17 protein-coding genes are annotated in these 17,479 nt (G+C 37.1%); 3 read left to right on the forward strand and 14 right to left on the reverse strand.

The window, feature by feature from the left end; genetic code table 11:
• Positions 1-77: 77 nt before the first annotated feature.
• The 12 genes from tsf to yfmF all read right to left on the reverse strand — a co-directional run bounded on the left by tsf (position 78) and on the right by yfmF (position 11,303).
• Entirely contained in the window at positions 78-1,118 is a 1,041-nt protein-coding gene (gene tsf / locus M1F55_RS07125) for a translation elongation factor Ts (protein WP_049499106.1), read from the reverse strand.
• Positions 1,119-1,195: 77 nt separating this feature from the next.
• Entirely contained in the window at positions 1,196-1,975 is a 780-nt protein-coding gene (gene rpsB, locus M1F55_RS07130; RefSeq protein WP_000268459.1) for a 30S ribosomal protein S2, read from the reverse strand.
• A gap of 225 nt (positions 1,976-2,200) precedes the next feature.
• Positions 2,201-3,448 carry a peptidoglycan hydrolase PcsB gene (pcsB, locus tag M1F55_RS07135; protein ID WP_247947578.1) on the reverse strand — a complete coding sequence of 416 codons (1,248 nt, stop codon included), beginning with the start codon at positions 3,446-3,448 and terminating at the stop codon, positions 2,201-2,203.
• 93 nt (positions 3,449-3,541) lie between these two features.
• On the reverse strand, positions 3,542-4,036 hold the full coding sequence (gene mreD, locus M1F55_RS07140) for a rod shape-determining protein MreD (RefSeq protein WP_247947579.1): 495 nt from the start codon (positions 4,034-4,036) through the stop codon (positions 3,542-3,544).
• Positions 4,036-4,854 carry a rod shape-determining protein MreC gene (gene mreC, locus M1F55_RS07145; RefSeq protein WP_247947580.1) on the reverse strand — a complete coding sequence of 273 codons (819 nt, stop codon included), beginning with the start codon at positions 4,852-4,854 and terminating at the stop codon, positions 4,036-4,038. The genes mreD and mreC overlap by 1 nt, the downstream gene beginning before the upstream one ends.
• Before the next feature lie 58 nt (positions 4,855-4,912).
• A complete protein-coding gene (locus M1F55_RS07150) occupies positions 4,913-5,707 on the reverse strand; it encodes an energy-coupling factor transporter transmembrane component T family protein (protein ID WP_000377896.1) in 795 nt (264 codons plus the stop codon).
• Positions 5,700-6,539: an energy-coupling factor transporter ATPase gene (locus M1F55_RS07155; RefSeq protein ID WP_049499102.1), complete on the reverse strand. Its 840-nt coding sequence runs from the start codon at positions 6,537-6,539 to the stop codon at positions 5,700-5,702. Before M1F55_RS07155 ends, M1F55_RS07150 begins: the two co-directional genes overlap by 8 nt.
• The gene (locus M1F55_RS07160; RefSeq protein ID WP_247947581.1) at positions 6,524-7,351 is read right to left on the reverse strand and encodes an energy-coupling factor ABC transporter ATP-binding protein; all 828 of its coding nucleotides are present in this window, start codon (positions 7,349-7,351) and stop codon (positions 6,524-6,526) included. The genes M1F55_RS07155 and M1F55_RS07160 overlap by 16 nt, the downstream gene beginning before the upstream one ends.
• Positions 7,348-7,893 carry a CDP-diacylglycerol--glycerol-3-phosphate 3-phosphatidyltransferase gene (gene pgsA, locus M1F55_RS07165; RefSeq protein WP_173303084.1) on the reverse strand — a complete coding sequence of 182 codons (546 nt, stop codon included), beginning with the start codon at positions 7,891-7,893 and terminating at the stop codon, positions 7,348-7,350. Before pgsA ends, M1F55_RS07160 begins: the two co-directional genes overlap by 4 nt.
• 10 nt (positions 7,894-7,903) lie before the next feature.
• Complete coding sequence (rodZ, locus tag M1F55_RS07170; protein WP_247947582.1) at positions 7,904-8,731, reverse strand: cytoskeleton protein RodZ; 828 nt, start codon at positions 8,729-8,731, stop codon at positions 7,904-7,906.
• A 41-nt stretch (positions 8,732-8,772) separates the two neighbouring features.
• Positions 8,773-10,056 carry an EF-P 5-aminopentanol modification-associated protein YfmH gene (gene yfmH / locus M1F55_RS07175; RefSeq protein WP_247947583.1) on the reverse strand — a complete coding sequence of 428 codons (1,284 nt, stop codon included), beginning with the start codon at positions 10,054-10,056 and terminating at the stop codon, positions 8,773-8,775.
• On the reverse strand, positions 10,053-11,303 hold the full coding sequence (gene yfmF / locus M1F55_RS07180; RefSeq protein WP_247947584.1) for an EF-P 5-aminopentanol modification-associated protein YfmF: 1,251 nt from the start codon (positions 11,301-11,303) through the stop codon (positions 10,053-10,055). The genes yfmH and yfmF overlap by 4 nt, the downstream gene beginning before the upstream one ends.
• A 158-nt stretch (positions 11,304-11,461) precedes the next feature.
• Here yfmF and yaaA point away from each other — a divergent pair, with 158 nt between their 5' ends.
• Together yaaA and recF are read left to right on the forward strand one after the other, a co-directional pair.
• Positions 11,462-11,830 (forward strand): S4 domain-containing protein YaaA, encoded by a 369-nt coding sequence (yaaA, locus tag M1F55_RS07185; RefSeq protein WP_247947585.1) that lies wholly within the window; start codon positions 11,462-11,464, stop codon positions 11,828-11,830.
• A 2-nt stretch (positions 11,831-11,832) separates the two neighbouring features.
• Positions 11,833-12,930: a DNA replication/repair protein RecF gene (gene recF, locus M1F55_RS07190; protein WP_247947586.1), complete on the forward strand. Its 1,098-nt coding sequence runs from the start codon at positions 11,833-11,835 to the stop codon at positions 12,928-12,930.
• Positions 12,931-12,981: 51 nt separating this feature from the next.
• Here the strand turns inward: recF and guaB are convergent, their stop codons facing one another.
• The gene (gene guaB / locus M1F55_RS07195) at positions 12,982-14,460 is read right to left on the reverse strand and encodes an IMP dehydrogenase (RefSeq protein ID WP_223340658.1); all 1,479 of its coding nucleotides are present in this window, start codon (positions 14,458-14,460) and stop codon (positions 12,982-12,984) included.
• Positions 14,461-14,611: 151 nt separating this feature from the next.
• Positions 14,612-15,637, reverse strand: a complete 1,026-nt coding sequence (gene trpS / locus M1F55_RS07200; protein WP_223340660.1) for a tryptophan--tRNA ligase — start codon at positions 15,635-15,637, stop codon at positions 14,612-14,614.
• A gap of 205 nt (positions 15,638-15,842) precedes the next feature.
• On the opposite strand from trpS, the gene M1F55_RS07205 reads away from it, so the two are divergent.
• Positions 15,843-17,465: an ATP-binding cassette domain-containing protein gene (locus tag M1F55_RS07205; protein WP_000958774.1), complete on the forward strand. Its 1,623-nt coding sequence runs from the start codon at positions 15,843-15,845 to the stop codon at positions 17,463-17,465.
• The last annotated feature ends 14 nt before the right edge of the window (positions 17,466-17,479 follow it).

Raw genomic sequence — 17,479 nt, forward strand, 5'->3', positions numbered from 1 at the left:
ACCTTAAAAATAGGAACATCTCCCTATAAAAATCGACTGCATAGAAAAAAGGAAGCAATTTGGCTTCCTTTTTATTATTAGTTATTCAAGGCTGCTGCCATTGTAGCTGCAACTTCAGCTTCAAAGTCGTTTGCAGCTTTCTCGATACCTTCACCAACTTCAAAGCGAGCGAACTCAACTACTGAAGCGTTAACTGATTCAAGGTATGCTTCAACTGTCTTGCTGTCATCCATGATGTATACTTGTGCAAGAAGTGTGTAAGCTTGGTCAACTTTAGTGTTGTCAAGCATGAAGCGATCCATTTTACCTGGGATGATTTTGTCCCAGATTTTTTCTGGTTTACCTTCTGCAGCCAACTCAGCTTTGATGTCAGCTTCAGCTTGAGCAATCACTTCATCAGTCAATTGAGATTTTGATCCATACTTCAAGTGTGGAAGAGCTGGTTTGTTAACCATTGCACGGCTTTCGTTATCTTGGTCGATAACGTGGTTCAATTGTGCCAACTCATCTTTAACGAATTGCTCATCCAATTCTTTGTAAGAAAGAACTGTTGGTTTCATCGCTGCGATGTGCATTGACAATTGTTTAGCAAGTGCTTCGTCTCCACCTTCAACAACTGAAATAACACCGATACGTCCACCGTTATGTTGGTATGCTCCAAAGTGTTGTGCGTCTGTTTTTTCAATCAATGCAAAGCGACGGAATGAGATTTTTTCTCCGATAGTTGCTGTTGCAGATACGTATGCAGATTCAAGAGTTTCACCTGAAGGCATTGTCAAAGCAAGAGCTTCTTCATTGTTAGCAGGTTTTCCTTCAGCAATAACTTTAGCTGTAGTATTTACCAATTCAACGAATTGAGCATTTTTCGCAACGAAGTCAGTTTCAGCGTTTACTTCAATAACTGCTGCAACATTACCGTTAACATAAACACCAGTCAAACCTTCTGCAGCAACACGGTCAGCTTTCTTAGCTGCCTTAGCCATACCTTTTTCACGAAGCAATTCAATCGCTTTTTCGATGTCACCGTCTGTTTCTACAAGCGCTTTTTTAGCGTCCATAACTCCGGCACCAGATTTTTCACGCAACTCTTTTACAAGTTTAGCTGTAATTTCTGCCATTTTGATTCTCCTATATTTTTAAAAATAGGAGAGCCGGGCTAAGCCCCGCCCTCCTAGGTAATTACTATTTATATAAATTAAGCGTTGTCGCCTTCTACAACTTCAACGATTTCTTCGATTGAATCTGCTTGAGCTTCTGAAGCTGCAAATTCTGCTTCAACTGCTGCTGCATCTTCACCTTGACGTCCTTCGATGATAGCGTCAGCCAATTTAGCTGTGATCAATTTAACAGCGCGGATAGCGTCATCGTTAGCAGGGATGATTACATCGATATCATCTGGATCTGTATTTGTGTCGACCATCGCTACAACTGGGATTCCCAATTTTTTAGCTTCTTTAACAGCGATTTGCTCTTTATGTGGGTCAACTACGTACATCACATCTGGAATACGAGGCATATCTTCGATACCACCCAAGAATTTTTCAAGACGTGCACGTTGTTTGTTAAGAAGTGCAACTTCTTTCTTAGGAAGAACTTCGAAAGTCCCATCTTCTTCCATACGTTTGATTTCTTTCAAACGAGCAATACGTTTTTGGATTGTTCCCCAGTTTGTAAGAGTTCCACCCAACCAACGGTGGTTGATGAAGTATTGACCTGAACGTACTGCTTCTTCAGCAACTGCATCAGCTGCCTGTTTCTTAGTACCAACGAACAATACAACTGCATCGTTAGCTGCTGCATCACGCATGAAATCGTAAGCTTGGTCAGCGTATTTTACAGTTTGTTGCAAGTCGATAACGTGGATTCCGTTACGCTCAGTGAAGATGTACTTAGCCATCTTAGGGTTCCAGCGACGAGTTTGGTGACCAAAGTGTACACCAGCCTCAAGAAGTTGTTTCATTGAAATTACTGCCATGAGTATTTCTCCTTTTTGTTTTTTTCCTCTTCTTGACTTCAACTCGCAAAACGACCCAAAGGCAACTGTTTCACAATTCATCAAGAATGAGTATTATCGTTCACACGACAAGTTTCATTTTACCATACTTTTTCAATATTTTCAAGTGATTTTAACAGATTTTTAAAGTAAGGTAACTATATAAATCATAAAAGAGACTCAAATCGAGCCTCTTCGTTTTATTCATTAGTTTGGATAGATATATGTTACAAAACCTTCTGAAGTCGTAGTAGGATTGAACCATCCACGTTTATTTCCGATTGTACGGTTTCCACCATAGTTTGATTCAGATACTTGGATACTTGTTGATGATGAAACAGCTGTAACCACGGCTACGTGTCCATATCCACCATCATTCCAACATGCAATGGCACCAACTTGAGGTGTAGATCCTGTGCGGAATCCTGCAGCAGCTGCACTTGTAGCCCACTGTGCTCCATTACCCCAGTAATCTCCAGCCCAAGGTGCTAATGTTTTAGCTCCCCATGTACACTCACCAGTTGGATAGCTTGAAGCATTTGTACTGTATGTTGGACGATGTTTTACTGGTGCAGGAGTGTAGCTTGTTGATTCTGTTGAAGCACTGCTTGAAGATGATTCAGACGAACTTGACTCAGATGAACTTGATGAAGAAGTAGTAGATACTGCTTGAACCTGTGCTGTAAAAGTTGTATTTCCAGAAGCAACTACTGTTTGTTGTTGACTTGCTTGTTTAGCTTTATAAGCTGCTTCTGCTTCTGCAGCTGCTTTAGCTTCTGCTTCTGCTACAGCTTTTTTCTCAAGTAAACTTGCTTTTTCATCCTCTGCAGTAGCCTTTTCAGCAGCAAGATTCAATTCTGCAGCTTTTAACTCAGCTTGTTTTGTAGTTAATGATTGAGCATCATCAGCTAGTTTTTGCTGATTTGCAATAACTGTATTAATTGCATCATTGTTTGCTACTTGTTTTTCAGAAATAGCTTTTTTATCTGCTTTTTGTTGTTCCAACATTTTGTTGTTTGCAGATACGATTTCACTCATTGCAGCAACACGTGAAATAGCTTCTGTAATTGATTTTGAGTTTACAATTGTATTGATGTAATTTGTTGCAGCTCCATTTGTTTGAGCACTACGAGCTTGTTTTTGTAATGAATCATTGCGAGATACAATATTCTTAGAAAGTTCTGTAATTTCACCCTCAAGCTTTTTAGATTCTGCTTGTAGTCTATCATTTTCAGATTGCAAGTTTGATTGCTCTGTTTGAATAGCAGATACTTGCTCCTGAACTTGATCAACTTGTTTTTGTGCTTCTTGTTGTTGTGCTGTTAAGTTACTAATTTTATTATCTTGAGCAGCAATTTTGTCATCAGTAGTTTCTGCATGCGCAGTTGTTAAAACAGCTACTTGAGAAACCATTACTGTACTTAATAAAAGTGACGCTAAGATTTTTTTCTTCATATTTCGTAGATACTCCTTCTTTTAAAGACATTACTAGTATACCAAAAAAAGGCCTAATGAATATTACGCCTTTGTTACATTTTTATTTCTTTCTTATAGGTAAAATTTTTCAAAAATAAACTGAAAGATAATCATCCATATAAGGTTCAAAATCATTGATGGTACTAAACTATAGACTATAAATAAAGACATACTATCCACAGTTAAACCTACCACTAATGCAAGTATATAAGCTCCCATCTCAAATAGAAAAGTCATGACAATAATTGCCAACATTCTCGTCAAACGATTCAATAAAATAACACTATTAAATTTATGGAGAAATACTCCCAACAAGACGAACAACAAAGTCGCAATCCCGATCAAGTGGAAAAAGTAAATGTCATAAACCAAACCCACTACAAAACAATAAGCTAAATAGAAATACTCTGATACTTCAATCGTCTCAAATAAGAGAATCAAAAATAGAAAATGACTGGCTAACTGTACATGGGGAAAAAATGAGCCCAAAAGCTGGCTAATATGGGCATCAATTAGAACAAAGAAAGGAAGCAATAAAAATACTCCAACTCGCTTCAACTGTCTCATTATGAATTCCCCACTAATTCTATCACACTCACATTATGAGTATCTGCACTTAATTTAACAGTTACTTCTCGTGTCAAGTAGTCCGTACTGTGCGTTGTGGCAACCACTTCACCAACAGGAATATCAGCAACGTTAAAGTTTCCTAATCCACCAGTGGTCACCTTATCTCCCGCACTAATATCGCTACTACTATTTAATTGACTAATTTTTAGAACTTCATTTTCCTTGTCATAGCCAACAATAATCCCATAAATTACAGTAGAACCATGTTGAATTTTAACAGAAATCTTATCAGCATTTTCCGTATTTGTCAGAAGGTTGACCATGGTAGAGTTATCCTCTACTTTTGAGACACTCCCAATCAAGCCACCATTTGCAATTGCTAACATATTCTCAGAAGCCCCTTTTGATTTTCCTGCATCTAAGGTCAACTCCTGCTTCCAAGATACCGGAGAACGCATAATAACATCTGCTGCCAAAGTCTTTGTAGCTTGCAATTTGGACTTCATATCAAGCAATTGGCGCAGTTGTTCATTCTCCGTCTTTAAACTTTCCGCCTCATTTGATTTAACTTCTAATTGGTAAATCTGTTTCTTCAAACTTTCATTTTCATTATAAGTGCGTGTCAAATGAGCCAAATCTGATTTGACAGAATCAAACCACTGAAAAGGTTTTTGCACAACCCTATCAACCACTGAGATTCCATCTCCTAATCTTGTCACAATTATACTTGAATAAGTCGTCGCTAAGAGAGCTGACACAAGCAGAACAGTGACAAAAACAATAATGACATATTTTGATTTTTTAAAACGGTTCATATCCCTACCTTTATATCAAAAACTGTTACAGTAACTTTTTATCAATTCCTGAAAGCTACTAAGATTTTAAGAAAAATAAGCAACAACCAAGTATGATAATAACAAGAATGGTCAGCGTATCCTTTCGAGTCCATTTCAGTTGTCTGTATTGACTTCTGCCTTTTCCACCCTGATAACCACGCGCTTCCATTGCGATAGCCAAGGAATCCGCACGTTTTAAACTTGTCGCAAAAAGAGGAATCAAAATGGGAATCATAGCCTTCACCTTTTGAACAATACTTCCTTCTCCAAAATCCACTCCACGCGCTTTCTGTGCATTCATAATCCGCGTCGTATCATCCATCAAGGTTGGGACAAAACGCAAACTCATAGACAGCATCAATCCAATTTCATGAACTGGAACTTTCATACTCTTTAAAGGTGCTAATAGAGCTTCGACAGCTGATGCCAAACTTAAGGGCATGGTCGTTAAGGTTAACAAAGTTGAAAAGAAAATAATCAATACAAAGCGACAAAAGATAATTCCAGCTTGTTGCAAAGCATAATCCGTAATTCTCACAAACGAAAACTCAAATAAAACATTCCCATTAGAAATGAAAAACAGTTGAAAAATAGTTGTGAAGGCAATCAAGAAAAACATAGACTTCAAGCCCTGAATAAAAAATGAAAGAGATACTCCTGACAAAGCAATAAATATCCCTGTCGCTATAAAAAGAATTAGATTCGTCAAGGGATTATTAGCCCAAAAAACGATCAAAATCAGTAGCATCATAGCCAGTAATTTGCTGCGTGGATCCAATCGGTGAACTATCGAATCCCCTGGGATATAACGCCCCAAAATCATACTATCCATTTAGCGACTCCTTGAACTCCTCTATCTTAATCGGTAATCGTTTAAATGACACGCCTCTATCAGCCAATCGTTTACAAAAGGATGTAATTTTAGGTACTCCCAACTGCACTTCTTCCATAAAGACAACATCTTGAAAGACATCACTTGGTTTACCACCCTTAACTAAACGTCCCTTTTCCATCACATAGACTTGATTTGCATATTCAGCAACATCATCCATCAAATGCGTTACCAAAACAATGGTCATCCCTGACTGGTGGAGTTTTTTGAATAAATTCATCAGCTCTTTTCTTCCCAGGGGATCTAGGCCTGCTGTGGGCTCATCTAAGACTAATATGGCTGGTTCCATGGCAAGTATGCCTGCAATGGCCACACGTCTCATTTGTCCACCTGATAGCTCAAACGGACTGCGATCAAAAAGTGATTCATCAATTCCAACCAGAGCCAGTTTCTCACGCGCAATCTGCTCCGCATCTTCTTCAGAAACTCCAAAATTTTGCGGTCCAAAAGCAACATCTTTCAAAACCGTTTCTTCAAAGATCTGATTTTCAGCAAACTGAAATACCAAGCCAACCTGTTTTCTAATTTGACGAATATCTTTGTTTTTAGAAGTCGAGGTGATTAAGGTATCAAAAACTCGTACACTTCCTTGGCTTGGCACCAATAAACCATCTAATAGTTGTAAAATAGTTGATTTGCCGCTACCTGTGTGCCCAATTAAAGCCGTATAAGAACCATCTTCAATCGTCAAGGAAACATCCGACAAAGCTGTTGAAGCTAAGGGAGTTCCTTCTTGATACGTAAAACTCACATTTTCTAGAGCAATTCCCATAGTTTATCCTCTAGCTCACTTTCTGTCAAATAATTTTCAGGCAAATCATAGCCATTCTGGCTCAAAGAATGTTTTAATTGATTGGAAAAAGGATCGTCTAATCCAATTTGATCTAAATCATTACGAGAGAAAAGTTCTCTTGGACTGCTGGTTGATTCAATTTCCCCTTTTTTCATGACCAACACACGATCACTCATGGCAACTTCTTCCAAATCATGTGTAATGGAAATGACCGTCATATCATAGTCTTTCCGAATTCCTTTTACTGTCTCAATCAGTTCTCTACGTCCCTCAGGATCCAACATGCTCGTTGCTTCATCTAGTATTAAAATAGCTGGTCTTAGGGCTACAACACCTGCAATGGCCACACGTTGCTTTTGACCACCTGACAGACGAGCTGGCTCTCTCTTTTTAAAGTCCAACATGCCAACCAAATCCAAAGCTTCTTCTACTCTTTTTTTCATTTCTTGTCGAGAAAGCCCCTGATTTTCCAAACCAAAGGCAACATCATCTTCAACAGTCGCTCCAACAAATTGATTATCTGGATTTTGAAAAACCATACCGATTTGACGACGTATATTCCAAACATTTTCCTCAGTCAAACGTTGGCCATCAATTACAATCTCTCCAGATTCTGCTTCCAGTAAACCATCAATTAATCGAACCGTCGTTGATTTACCACTACCATTATGCCCTACAATCGAAAGCCATTCTCCACGTTTCACGTGAAACGTAATATCCTTCACATCGTAGTATTCCTGATTTTCCTTATAACGAAAAGAAAGATTTTTTACATCAATTATTGATTTCATTTCGAACCAAATGTCCCTTTAAATACATAGGCACTACCCTTGAAATAATCATAGCCAGAGTAGATAGTGAAAAACAAGGCTACATAAAGTAGAACTTGGCCAATCAAAGTCCAGTGTAATAGCAAGAAAATAATGGCAAACATCTGACTGAAAGTTTTAATTTTTCCAGGCATTGCTGCTGCTAAAACCGTCCCACCAGTTTCAACCAATAAAAGCCTTAAACCTGTCACAGCCAACTCACGACAGATAATCACTGCAACAATCCAAGCCGGAGCCATTCCTAACTCAATCAACATAATAAAAGCCGACATAACTAGTAACTTATCCGCCATGGGATCTGCAAATTTACCAAAATTACTGACCACATTCCATTTACGAGCTAAATATCCATCTAAATAATCAGTAATACTGGCAATAGCAAAGATAATAGCTGCTACTATATGACTCTCTATCGAATTTCCTATCGTTAAAATAAAGATAAAAATAGGTATAAAGAGAATTCGACCTATTGTTAAGAGATTGGGAATTTGTTCTTTTTTCATTCGTTTTTCCTTAATTTTTAGTAAAGGTTACAGTGATTTGTCCAGTCTGAGCTGTTAATTTCGATAAATCAACAGTCTGATTATCTACTGTTAAAGCGACACCTTTGACAACACCTAAAGTAATGGTGACAGAATTTTTAGTTGAAACTGTTGTTTCTGCACTTTTATTATCAGGTGATAATGTCACCCCACCCTCAAGATCACTTTCTGAAACACTAACCCAACTTCTAGCATCTGACACTGATAATTGCAATTTTGCAGTTTCCTTGCTCGTTTTATAAGCAACTTCTACTCGATTTCCTTCACCTGATACACTTATAGCAGGTTCTATATTTGAAGAACTACTAGATGAGCTACTGCTTGAAGATGGAGTTACAGAACTAGTCGAACTTATTGCTTGGACTACACTATAACTAGACGCAGACGAACGCTCCGGTTGAGTCTGGAGATAATTCCAAACATAATAAGTCACAAAAATGACAATCGATAGTGCAAAAAGTATAAAATAAAATAAAGGTAAAAATGATGCCTTATTTTTCTTACTTGAACGTCTCCTACCTGTCAACTCGTCTTCATCAACATCTACTTCCTCATAAGTAATCATGCTCCCAGAATCATAAGCATCCAAGACAATTCGCTCATCAAGTTCAACTGCCCACGCATACTTTCTCAAAAAAGAACGAGTATAAAATGGACTAGGAAGTTGATCAAAATCATCAGCTTCCATAGCTTCCAACATATCCAACTGAATTTCTGTTTTTTTGTGTAATTCTTCTAAAGTCAACCCTTGGTTGGTTCTAGCTAAACGTAAAACCTCACCAATTGTTTTTTTCCTCATACTTGTCATTCCTTCTTTCTAGTATCGATTATGATAGGTTACTACGATGGGAATATTGTAAAATCAACTATATCACCATCATCTATTAAATGATGTCCAGCATCAAGGACATCCTCTAAAGTAATTTCCTGTAAAATTTTTGGCAAATCAAAAATTGTCTCACCATTTTCAAAAGCATCATATTGCGTTGCAATAAATTCAAGAGAGTTCATGCTACTGAAAAATTCTCCAAACATCTCTCTTTTGATAATATCTAAATGATCCTCTGTAATATCTAAATCCTTTGTAAAATTACGAATAGCCTTCCTAAACTGATGAGATAAAGCAACTGGCTCTTTTGTATCCATTGTCAACATGACAAAATGAAAGCGACTTGTTACTTCAACTTCCAGAGATAAGGATGCGTCAATTTTACCTGATTCATATAATTTCTGAAAACGATCCGAAGTCCAACCAAACATCATTGCAAACAATAATTTTAATAAAATATGATGTCGATAGCAATCCGCTTCGGCAACTTCTTGTTTACCTCTAACACCAATCGCTAGTTTGGGAGAAGATACTTCCATCCTCATGCTGTCTGTTTGCTTTACAGCCTGTAAAACAAATTTTTCTCTTACTACTTCCTGAACATCTAAATCTTTCAATTCTTTTCTTTCAAAATAGTCTTGTACTTGCTCCACATCAAAATTACCAACTAAAAACAGAGACATATTTACAGGTTTGTAAAACTTTGTAAAATTTTCTTGCAAATTAGTTAGATTTATTTGGGAAATGGACTCCTCACTGCCAACTATATCAGTTGCTAAAGGTGTGCCTGGATACAAATTTGCTAAAGTTGAAAAGAATAAACACGAATCTGGATCATCTTGATACATTTCTCGTTCTTGCTGGATAATATCCTGCTCTCTTAAAATGGAATCTTCAGTAAAATGTGCTGATGTTACCAATTCATCAAGTAAGTCCAAATTTTCTAAAAAATGATCCGTTGCTGAAAAAAGATAGCTTGTTTTTGTAAAGCTTGTAAAGGCATTACTATCTGCACCTAGACTCGTAAAAGCCGACATCAAATCGCTAGCATTTTCTCTCTCAAACAATTTATGTTCAAGAAAATGAGCAATTCCCGCAGGATATTTTTTTACATATCCGTCAACTTCTGGGACAAGCGTATCTACCGAACCAAACTGTACAGTTACACTCCCGTAAACCTCTTTAAATTCCTTTTTAGGCAAAAGAGCAACTGTCAAGCCATTTGACAAACGAGTTCGATAAACCATTTCTTTTACAGCTGGATAGTATTTTTCTTCAAAAACAACCTTTGTCATTCTATTCCTTCCATAAAGTAAATCGCTTGTAGTTTCACATTATTAGCTGCTCTACAAATAGCATCTTTGTCAACTTTCTCGAGTTTTGCAATCCAACCTTTAAAGTCTGCTGAAGATTTTCCAAGTAAGGCATTTTGATAAGCACGTTCAATCAATGAACTTTGATTATCTTGAGAAAGTAATAAAGACCGACGAATCATTTCTTTGGTCTGCTCTAACTCAATCTCTGTAAAATATCCTTTTCTTAAATCAATCAGTTGATTATTCATCATTTTACGAGCCTGGTTACGATTTTCTCGATTGATACCAGCATATATCCTCAAGAATCCACTAAACAAATCGAGCTGACTTGAAATAGTATAAGCCAATCCAGCATTTTCACGGACATTTGTAAATAGTTTAGAGTGAGCAAATCCACCAAGTAAACCATTCATTACAATTATGGGTAAATGTTGCTCATCACCATATTCAGAAGGGCAATGATAACCTAATTCCAAAATGGATTGTCCCACATTTTTCCGAACCATACCTTCCTGAAGGATATTGGAATAAGGTTGACAATACTGAACCTTCACATCTCCTTCTCGACCTTTAAAGACAAATGATTCTAATACATTTTGAATTTCAACCTCATTAAAATCACCTAGGAAAAAGAAGTCTATTCGATCATTGGCCAAAAATTCTTGGAAACAAGAATAAGAACTTTGTGGAGTTTCAGCTAAAATACGATTTCGTAAATCACTGTATTCCAATCTGAGACGTTCATCATGAAAAAATAATTTGTCTAATTCTTTATGTGCAAAATAAAAAGAATCATCCATATCAGCTGCTAAACTTGCTAGCAATTGCTTTTTCTCAATTTCAAATAAGGACGGATCAAATCCATTATCAACTACCACGGGTGAGAAAAGAGTCTCTTTTATTAGTTCCAAAACCTGAGAAGTTAGCACATTTTTCCTACTTAAAAACTCATCACGAACATAATTAAATGTCAATTCTACAACATGACTTTGCCCTCTTCTGAAACAATTAGTTGACATATCTGTGCCGTATAGACTGGCTAAATGTCTCCTCAAATCTTGAGAAGTGGGATACATCTGATTAACAGTCTCTAGCATACTCGCACTCAACATGCGACCTGCAATCGTATCGAGGGATAATGGAGCGGTAAAACGCACGGCGATTTTGTTCGTTTTAAACTTTTTTGATTGGATAAAATGTGTTGAAATTCCATGCACTAACTCCATGATTTACCTCCTTATATACAGACTTCTATTATATCACGAAAACCTGAAATTTTCTTGTTCTCTGTAACACTTTTGAAATAAAAATCGCTTACATTTCTCCCTATTTCTCTCACTATTTTTAGGAAAATATGGTATAATACCAAAGATTGAGGTGAATTATGGAATACAAATTATTTGAAGAATTTATTACCCTCCAAGCACTACTCAAAGAACTTGGAATTACACATAGCGGAGGAGCTATCAAATCATTTCTCGCTGAACATTCTGTTTACTTTAATGGGGAATTAGAGAATCGTCGTGGTAAAAAACTTCGTATTGGTGATAAAGTTGACATCCCTGACATGAATATTGACATCTTGTTGACACAACCTACTTCTGAGGAGAAAGAGGAATACCAAGCTGATAAAGTTGAAAAAGAACGAATCGCTAAGCTTGTTAAAGAGATGAATAAGGGAGTAAAAAAAGATAAATCAAAACCTACTTCTTCACCCAAAAGCAAACAAGCTCCGCGATTCCCTGGTAGATAATCATGTGGCTACAACATCTATCTCTCAAAACTTTTCGTAACTATAAAGAGACGAAAATAGACTTTAATCCTAAATTAAATGTCTTTTTAGGACGTAATGCTCAAGGAAAAACAAATATGTTAGAGGCTATCTATTTTTTAGCCTTAACACGTAGTCATCGAACTCGAACAGATAAAAATCTCATTCATTTTGATGAGGAACAACTTCATCTTTCAGGTCTTGTTCAGAAAAAAACGGGATTCGTTCCTCTCGAAATTGAACTAACACAAAAAGGACGTGTGACAAAAGTGAATCACTTAAAACAGGCACGACTTTCAGATTACGTAGGACACATGAATGTTGTCTTATTTGCTCCTGAAGATTTACAACTAATTAAAGGAGCACCTTCAGTTCGACGAAAATTCATTGACATGGAACTTGGGCAAATTAAGCCAATCTATTTATCTGACTTAACAAATTATAACCATATCCTAAAACAAAGAAATACCTATTTAAAATCAGCTCAAACAATAGATGAAACCTTCCTTTCGGTACTAGATGATCAGCTAGTCGATTATGGATATCGTGTAATGAAGCACCGCTTAGATTTCATAAAAAAACTAGAGCATTTTGGGCGTAAGAAACATTTTGAAATCTCTAATCAGATTGAAGAACTGTCAATATCCTATCAATCTTCTGTCAAGATAGCTGACAAAGAAGACTTATCAGAATCTTTCAAAATTGCTTTAGAAAAAAGTAGGTCCAGAGATTTATTTAAAAAGAATACTGGTGTTGGTCCTCATCGAGATGATATTTCTTTTTATATAAATGGGATGGATGCTAGTTTTGGAAGTCAAGGTCAACATCGTAGTCTCGTCCTCTCGATAAAATTAGCAGAAATCGAATTAATGGAAAGTATTACTACAGAATCTCCGATATTATTACTTGACGATGTCATGAGTGAACTTGACAACACTAGACAGTTAAAATTATTAGAAACGATTTCTCAGTCAATCCAAACCTTTATAACAACAACAAGCTTAGATCATCTTCAAAATTTGCCAGAAAATCTAAGTATCTTCACTATTCAGGATGGTAAAGTTGCTGTAAATGAAAATTGACAACATTGTAAAAGAACTCCTGTTTTTACTGGAGTTCTTTTCATTGTTTTTTTACATAGAATAATTTGGTGCCTCATTAGTAATTTGTACATCATGAGGATGGCTTTCTTTCAAACCAGCACCAGACATTTCAATAAATTGAGCATTATCGTGTAGCTCTTTAAGGTTCGCTGCACCACAGTAACCCATACCAGAGCGAATACCACCAATCATTTGAAAGACAATATCAGCTGCCGCTCCTTTATAAGCAACACGACCTTCAATTCCTTCTGGAACAAGTTTGTTTGCTTCATTGACAGAACCTTGGAAGTAACGATCACTTGAACCTTTTTTCATAGCAGCGATTGATCCCATACCACGGTAAGTCTTGAACTTACGTCCTTGGAAGATTTCAGTTTCACCTGGAGCTTCATCAGTTCCAGCAAACATTGATCCAAGCATAACTGCATTTCCACCTGCAGCAAGGGCTTTTACAATATCTCCAGAATACTTGATTCCACCGTCGGCAATGATCGTTTTACCATATTCACGCGCAACAGCTGCAGCATCGTAGATAGCTGTTACTTGCGGAACACCAACACCAGCAATCACACGAGTAGTACAGATAGAACCTGGTCCAATCCCAACCTTGACAACGTCTACACCTGCTTCATAAAGGGCACGTGCACCCTCAGCTGTTGCAATATTTCCAGCAATCAAAGTACGATCTGGGAAGTGAGCACGAATCTCAGCAATTTTACGCAAGACACCTGCAGAATGACCATGTGCAGTATCAATAACAATCGCATCCGCTCCTGCCTCAAAAAGAGCCTCTGCACGTTCAAATGTATCTGAAGTAACACCTACTGCACCTGCAACTAGTAGACGACCAAACTCATCTTTAGCAGCATTTGGAAACTCAATAACTTTTTCAATATCTTTGATAGTAATCAAACCAGAAAGACGACCTTCTTCATCTACCAAAGGAAGCTTTTCAATACGGTGTTCTTGAAGAATACTCTCAGCTGTTGCAAGATCTGTACCCACAGGAGCAGTAACAAGATTTTCACTGGTCATATGATTTGAGATTGGTTGGTTATAGTCTGAAATAAAACGAAGATCTCGGTTTGTCAAAATACCAACCAATTTACGATTTTCAAGTGTTTCAACAACTGGAACACCACTGATGCGGTAACGACCCATAAGATCATCTGCTTCAGCAATTGTATGTTCAGGCGTCAAGAAGAACGGATCAATAATAACTCCATTTTCAGAACGTTTTACCTTACGAACCTCTTCTGCTTGTTGAGCAATTGACATGTTTTTATGGATAACTCCGAGACCGCCTGCACGAGCAATAGCAATGGCCATTTGACTCTCTGTAACTGTGTCCATGGCAGCGGTAATAATTGGGATATTTAAAGTCAAATTATCTGCCAATTTAGTTGTTAAATCTGCATCGTTAGGCAACACATGACTTTCAGATGGAATAAGCAATACATCATCAAAGGTAAAACCTTTTTTCAAAAATTTAGTGTCCCAATTAGACATTCGAAGTTTCCTCTTTTCTTTCTTTTTGAGCTTGACTCTTTTTATATTGTATCTATCATACCATTCTATAAAAATTTGTCAAATGTTACAGGGGTAAATAAAAAACTATCTTTTCTTCGAGATAGAAATGATAGTTTCTTGTAAAATAAACTTAGTTAAAGTACTGAAGTCCCATTGCCCCTTTTACCTCAGATAGGGTTTTACCCGCAACTTCACGCGCTCTTTCACTACCTTTTTGAAGCATATTATAAACTTCTCCCATATCCTTAGCAAATTCAATACGGCGCTCACGAATAGGACCAAGTTCACGCTCTAATATTTCAAGTAGATAACGCTTGGTCTTCACATCACCAAGACCACCTCGTTGATAATGTTCTTTCATGTCAGCAATTTCTTGAGCATCTTCTGGACGACCAAAAACATCTAGATAATGGAAAACCATATTTCCCTCAATCTTACCTGGATCCTCAACACGGATATGGTCTGGATCTGTATACATACTCATTACTTTTTTACGCAAAGTATCCGCATCATCAGCTAAATAAATACCATTATTGAGTGATTTAGACATTTTAGCATTTCCATCTAAACCAGGCAAACGCCCTGCTCTCTCATTTTCTGGATAAATACCTTCTGGTTCCACCAAAACATCACAGTTATATGCATTGTTAAAAGAACGAACAATTTCACGAGTCTGCTCAATCATTGGTTTCTGATCTGTCCCAACAGGAACATAATTAGCCTTAAAGGCTGTGATGTCAGCTGCTTGTGCAATTGGATAAACCAAAAATCCTGTTGGAATACTTTCTCCAAATCCCTTTTGAGCAATCTCTGTCTTGACAGTTGGATTACGCTCCAGACGTGCTAATGACACCAAATTCATATAATACATAGACAACTCAGCTAATTCTGGAATTTGGCTTTGAATAAAAATAGTTGATTTACTTGGATCCAATCCAACTGCAAGATAATCCAAAGCCACATTTCCGATAGACTCTACAATTGTTTGAGGGTCTTTAGCATGATCTGTCAAAGCTTGTTGGTCAGCCAAGAACACAAACATATCATACTTATCCTCTTCCTGTAATAAAACTCTATTTTTGAGACTTCCAACATAATGTCCAATATGCAATTTTCCTGTTGGACGGTCTCCTGTTAAAATAATGGGTTTAGTCATTTTATTCTCCTTCGATATGGTCCCTTCAATTATAGCATTTTTTTAATGAAATAACCGTAATTTATTAAAATAAATCAGTCTTGCTATTTACGGATTCGTGTAAAGCATTCTGTAAATATAGTTTACAAAAAATTGACAGATAAAAATTTGAATATTTCTATATTTTCTAGTAGAATAAATATATTACACATATAGGAGAAAAACATTGCTTACAGTATCTGATGTTTCACTACGTTTTAGTGATCGCAAACTTTTTGATGATGTCAATATCAAATTTACAGAAGGAAATACTTATGGATTAATCGGTGCTAATGGTGCCGGAAAATCAACCTTTTTAAAAATTTTAGCTGGAGATATCGAACCTACTACTGGTCACATCTCTCTTGGTCCAGATGAACGTCTCTCTGTTCTTCGTCAAAATCACTTTGACTATGAAGATGAACGTGCCATTGATGTTGTTATCATGGGAAATGAAAAACTTTATAGCATCATGAAAGAGAAAGATGCTATCTACATGAAGGAAGATTTCTCAGATGAGGATGGCGTCCGTGCTGCCGAACTTGAAGGAGAGTTTGCCGAACTTGGAGGTTGGGAAGCAGAGAGTGAAGCCTCTCAACTACTTCAAAACCTAAATATTCCAGAAGAATTGCACTACCAAAATATGAGCGAATTGGCCAACGGTGAGAAAGTAAAGGTTCTCCTCGCCAAAGCACTTTTTGGTAAACCAGATGTTCTTCTTTTGGACGAACCGACCAATGGTTTGGATATCCAATCAATTACATGGCTAGAAGACTTCCTGATTGATTTTGATAACACCGTTATCGTAGTATCCCACGACCGTCACTTCTTAAACAAAGTATGTACTCACATGGCCGACCTTGACTTCGGAAAAATCAAACTCTATGTCGGAAACTACGACTTCTGGAAGGAATCTTCTGAGCTTGCTGCTAAATTGCTAGCAGACCGTAATGCTAAAGCAGAAGAAAAAATTAAGCAATTGCAAGAGTTCGTTGCTCGTTTCTCTGCTAATGCTTCTAAATCAAGACAAGCAACATCACGTAAGAAAATGCTTGATAAGATTGAACTTGAAGAAATTGTACCATCTAGTCGTAAATATCCATTTATCAACTTTAAAGCGGAACGTGAGATTGGTAATGATCTCTTGACAGTAGAAAATCTAACTGTAAAGATTGATGGTGAGACTATTTTAGATAATATCAGCTTTATCTTGCGTCCAGGTGATAAAACAGCGCTTATTGGACAGAATGACATCCAAACGACTGCATTAATTCGTGCAATCATGGGGGATATTGACTATGAAGGAACTGTCAAGTGGGGAGTAACTACTAGCCGTTCTTACTTGCCAAAAGATAACTCGGCCGATTTTGCAGGGGGAGAGTCAATCCTTGACTGGTTGCGTCAATTCGCAAGTAAAGAAGAAGATGACAATACTTTCCTACGTGGCTTCCTCGGCCGTATGCTCTTCTCTGGAGATGAGGTTAACAAACCTGTAAACGTCTTGTCAGGGGGAGAAAAAGTCCGTGTCATGCTTTCAAAACTCATGCTCTTAAAATCAAATGTCCTTGTACTTGATGATCCAACCAATCACTTGGACTTGGAATCTATCTCAAGCTTGAATGATGGATTGAAAAACTTTAAAGAATCAATCATCTTTGCCAGCCATGACCACGAGTTTATTCAAACTCTAGCTAACCATATCATTGTCTTGTCTAAAAATGGCGTCATCGACCGTATCGATGAAACCTATGATGAATTCTTAGAAAATGCAGAAGTACAAGCAAAAGTTAAAGAACTTTGGAAAGACTAAATAAAACTTCAAAA

The organism is Streptococcus mitis (genome assembly GCF_023109235.1).
In the GTDB taxonomy this organism is placed as follows: Bacteria; Bacillota; Bacilli; order Lactobacillales; family Streptococcaceae; genus Streptococcus; species Streptococcus mitis_DA.

What these genes read in the sequence shown, in the direction of transcription:
- tsf (WP_049499106.1), bottom strand. Translation starts at nt 1,118, where the DNA reads ATGGCAGAAATTACAGCTAAACTTGTAAAAGAGTTGCGTGAAAAATCT.
- rpsB (WP_000268459.1), bottom strand. Translation starts at nt 1,975, where the DNA reads ATGGCAGTAATTTCAATGAAACAACTTCTTGAGGCTGGTGTACACTTT.
- pcsB (WP_247947578.1), bottom strand. Translation starts at nt 3,448, where the DNA reads ATGAAGAAAAAAATCTTAGCGTCACTTTTATTAAGTACAGTAATGGTT.
- mreD (WP_247947579.1), bottom strand. Translation starts at nt 4,036, where the DNA reads ATGAGACAGTTGAAGCGAGTTGGAGTATTTTTATTGCTTCCTTTCTTT.
- mreC (WP_247947580.1), bottom strand. Translation starts at nt 4,854, where the DNA reads ATGAACCGTTTTAAAAAATCAAAATATGTCATTATTGTTTTTGTCACT.
- M1F55_RS07150 (WP_000377896.1), bottom strand. Translation starts at nt 5,707, where the DNA reads ATGGATAGTATGATTTTGGGGCGTTATATCCCAGGGGATTCGATAGTT.
- M1F55_RS07155 (WP_049499102.1), bottom strand. Translation starts at nt 6,539, where the DNA reads ATGGGAATTGCTCTAGAAAATGTGAGTTTTACGTATCAAGAAGGAACT.
- M1F55_RS07160 (WP_247947581.1), bottom strand. Translation starts at nt 7,351, where the DNA reads ATGAAATCAATAATTGATGTAAAAAATCTTTCTTTTCGTTATAAGGAA.
- pgsA (WP_173303084.1), bottom strand. Translation starts at nt 7,893, where the DNA reads ATGAAAAAAGAACAAATTCCCAATCTCTTAACAATAGGTCGAATTCTC.
- rodZ (WP_247947582.1), bottom strand. Translation starts at nt 8,731, where the DNA reads ATGAGGAAAAAAACAATTGGTGAGGTTTTACGTTTAGCTAGAACCAAC.
- yfmH (WP_247947583.1), bottom strand. Translation starts at nt 10,056, where the DNA reads ATGACAAAGGTTGTTTTTGAAGAAAAATACTATCCAGCTGTAAAAGAA.
- yfmF (WP_247947584.1), bottom strand. Translation starts at nt 11,303, where the DNA reads ATGGAGTTAGTGCATGGAATTTCAACACATTTTATCCAATCAAAAAAG.
- yaaA (WP_247947585.1), top strand. Translation starts at nt 11,462, where the DNA reads ATGGAATACAAATTATTTGAAGAATTTATTACCCTCCAAGCACTACTC.
- recF (WP_247947586.1), top strand. Translation starts at nt 11,833, where the DNA reads ATGTGGCTACAACATCTATCTCTCAAAACTTTTCGTAACTATAAAGAG.
- guaB (WP_223340658.1), bottom strand. Translation starts at nt 14,460, where the DNA reads ATGTCTAATTGGGACACTAAATTTTTGAAAAAAGGTTTTACCTTTGAT.
- trpS (WP_223340660.1), bottom strand. Translation starts at nt 15,637, where the DNA reads ATGACTAAACCCATTATTTTAACAGGAGACCGTCCAACAGGAAAATTG.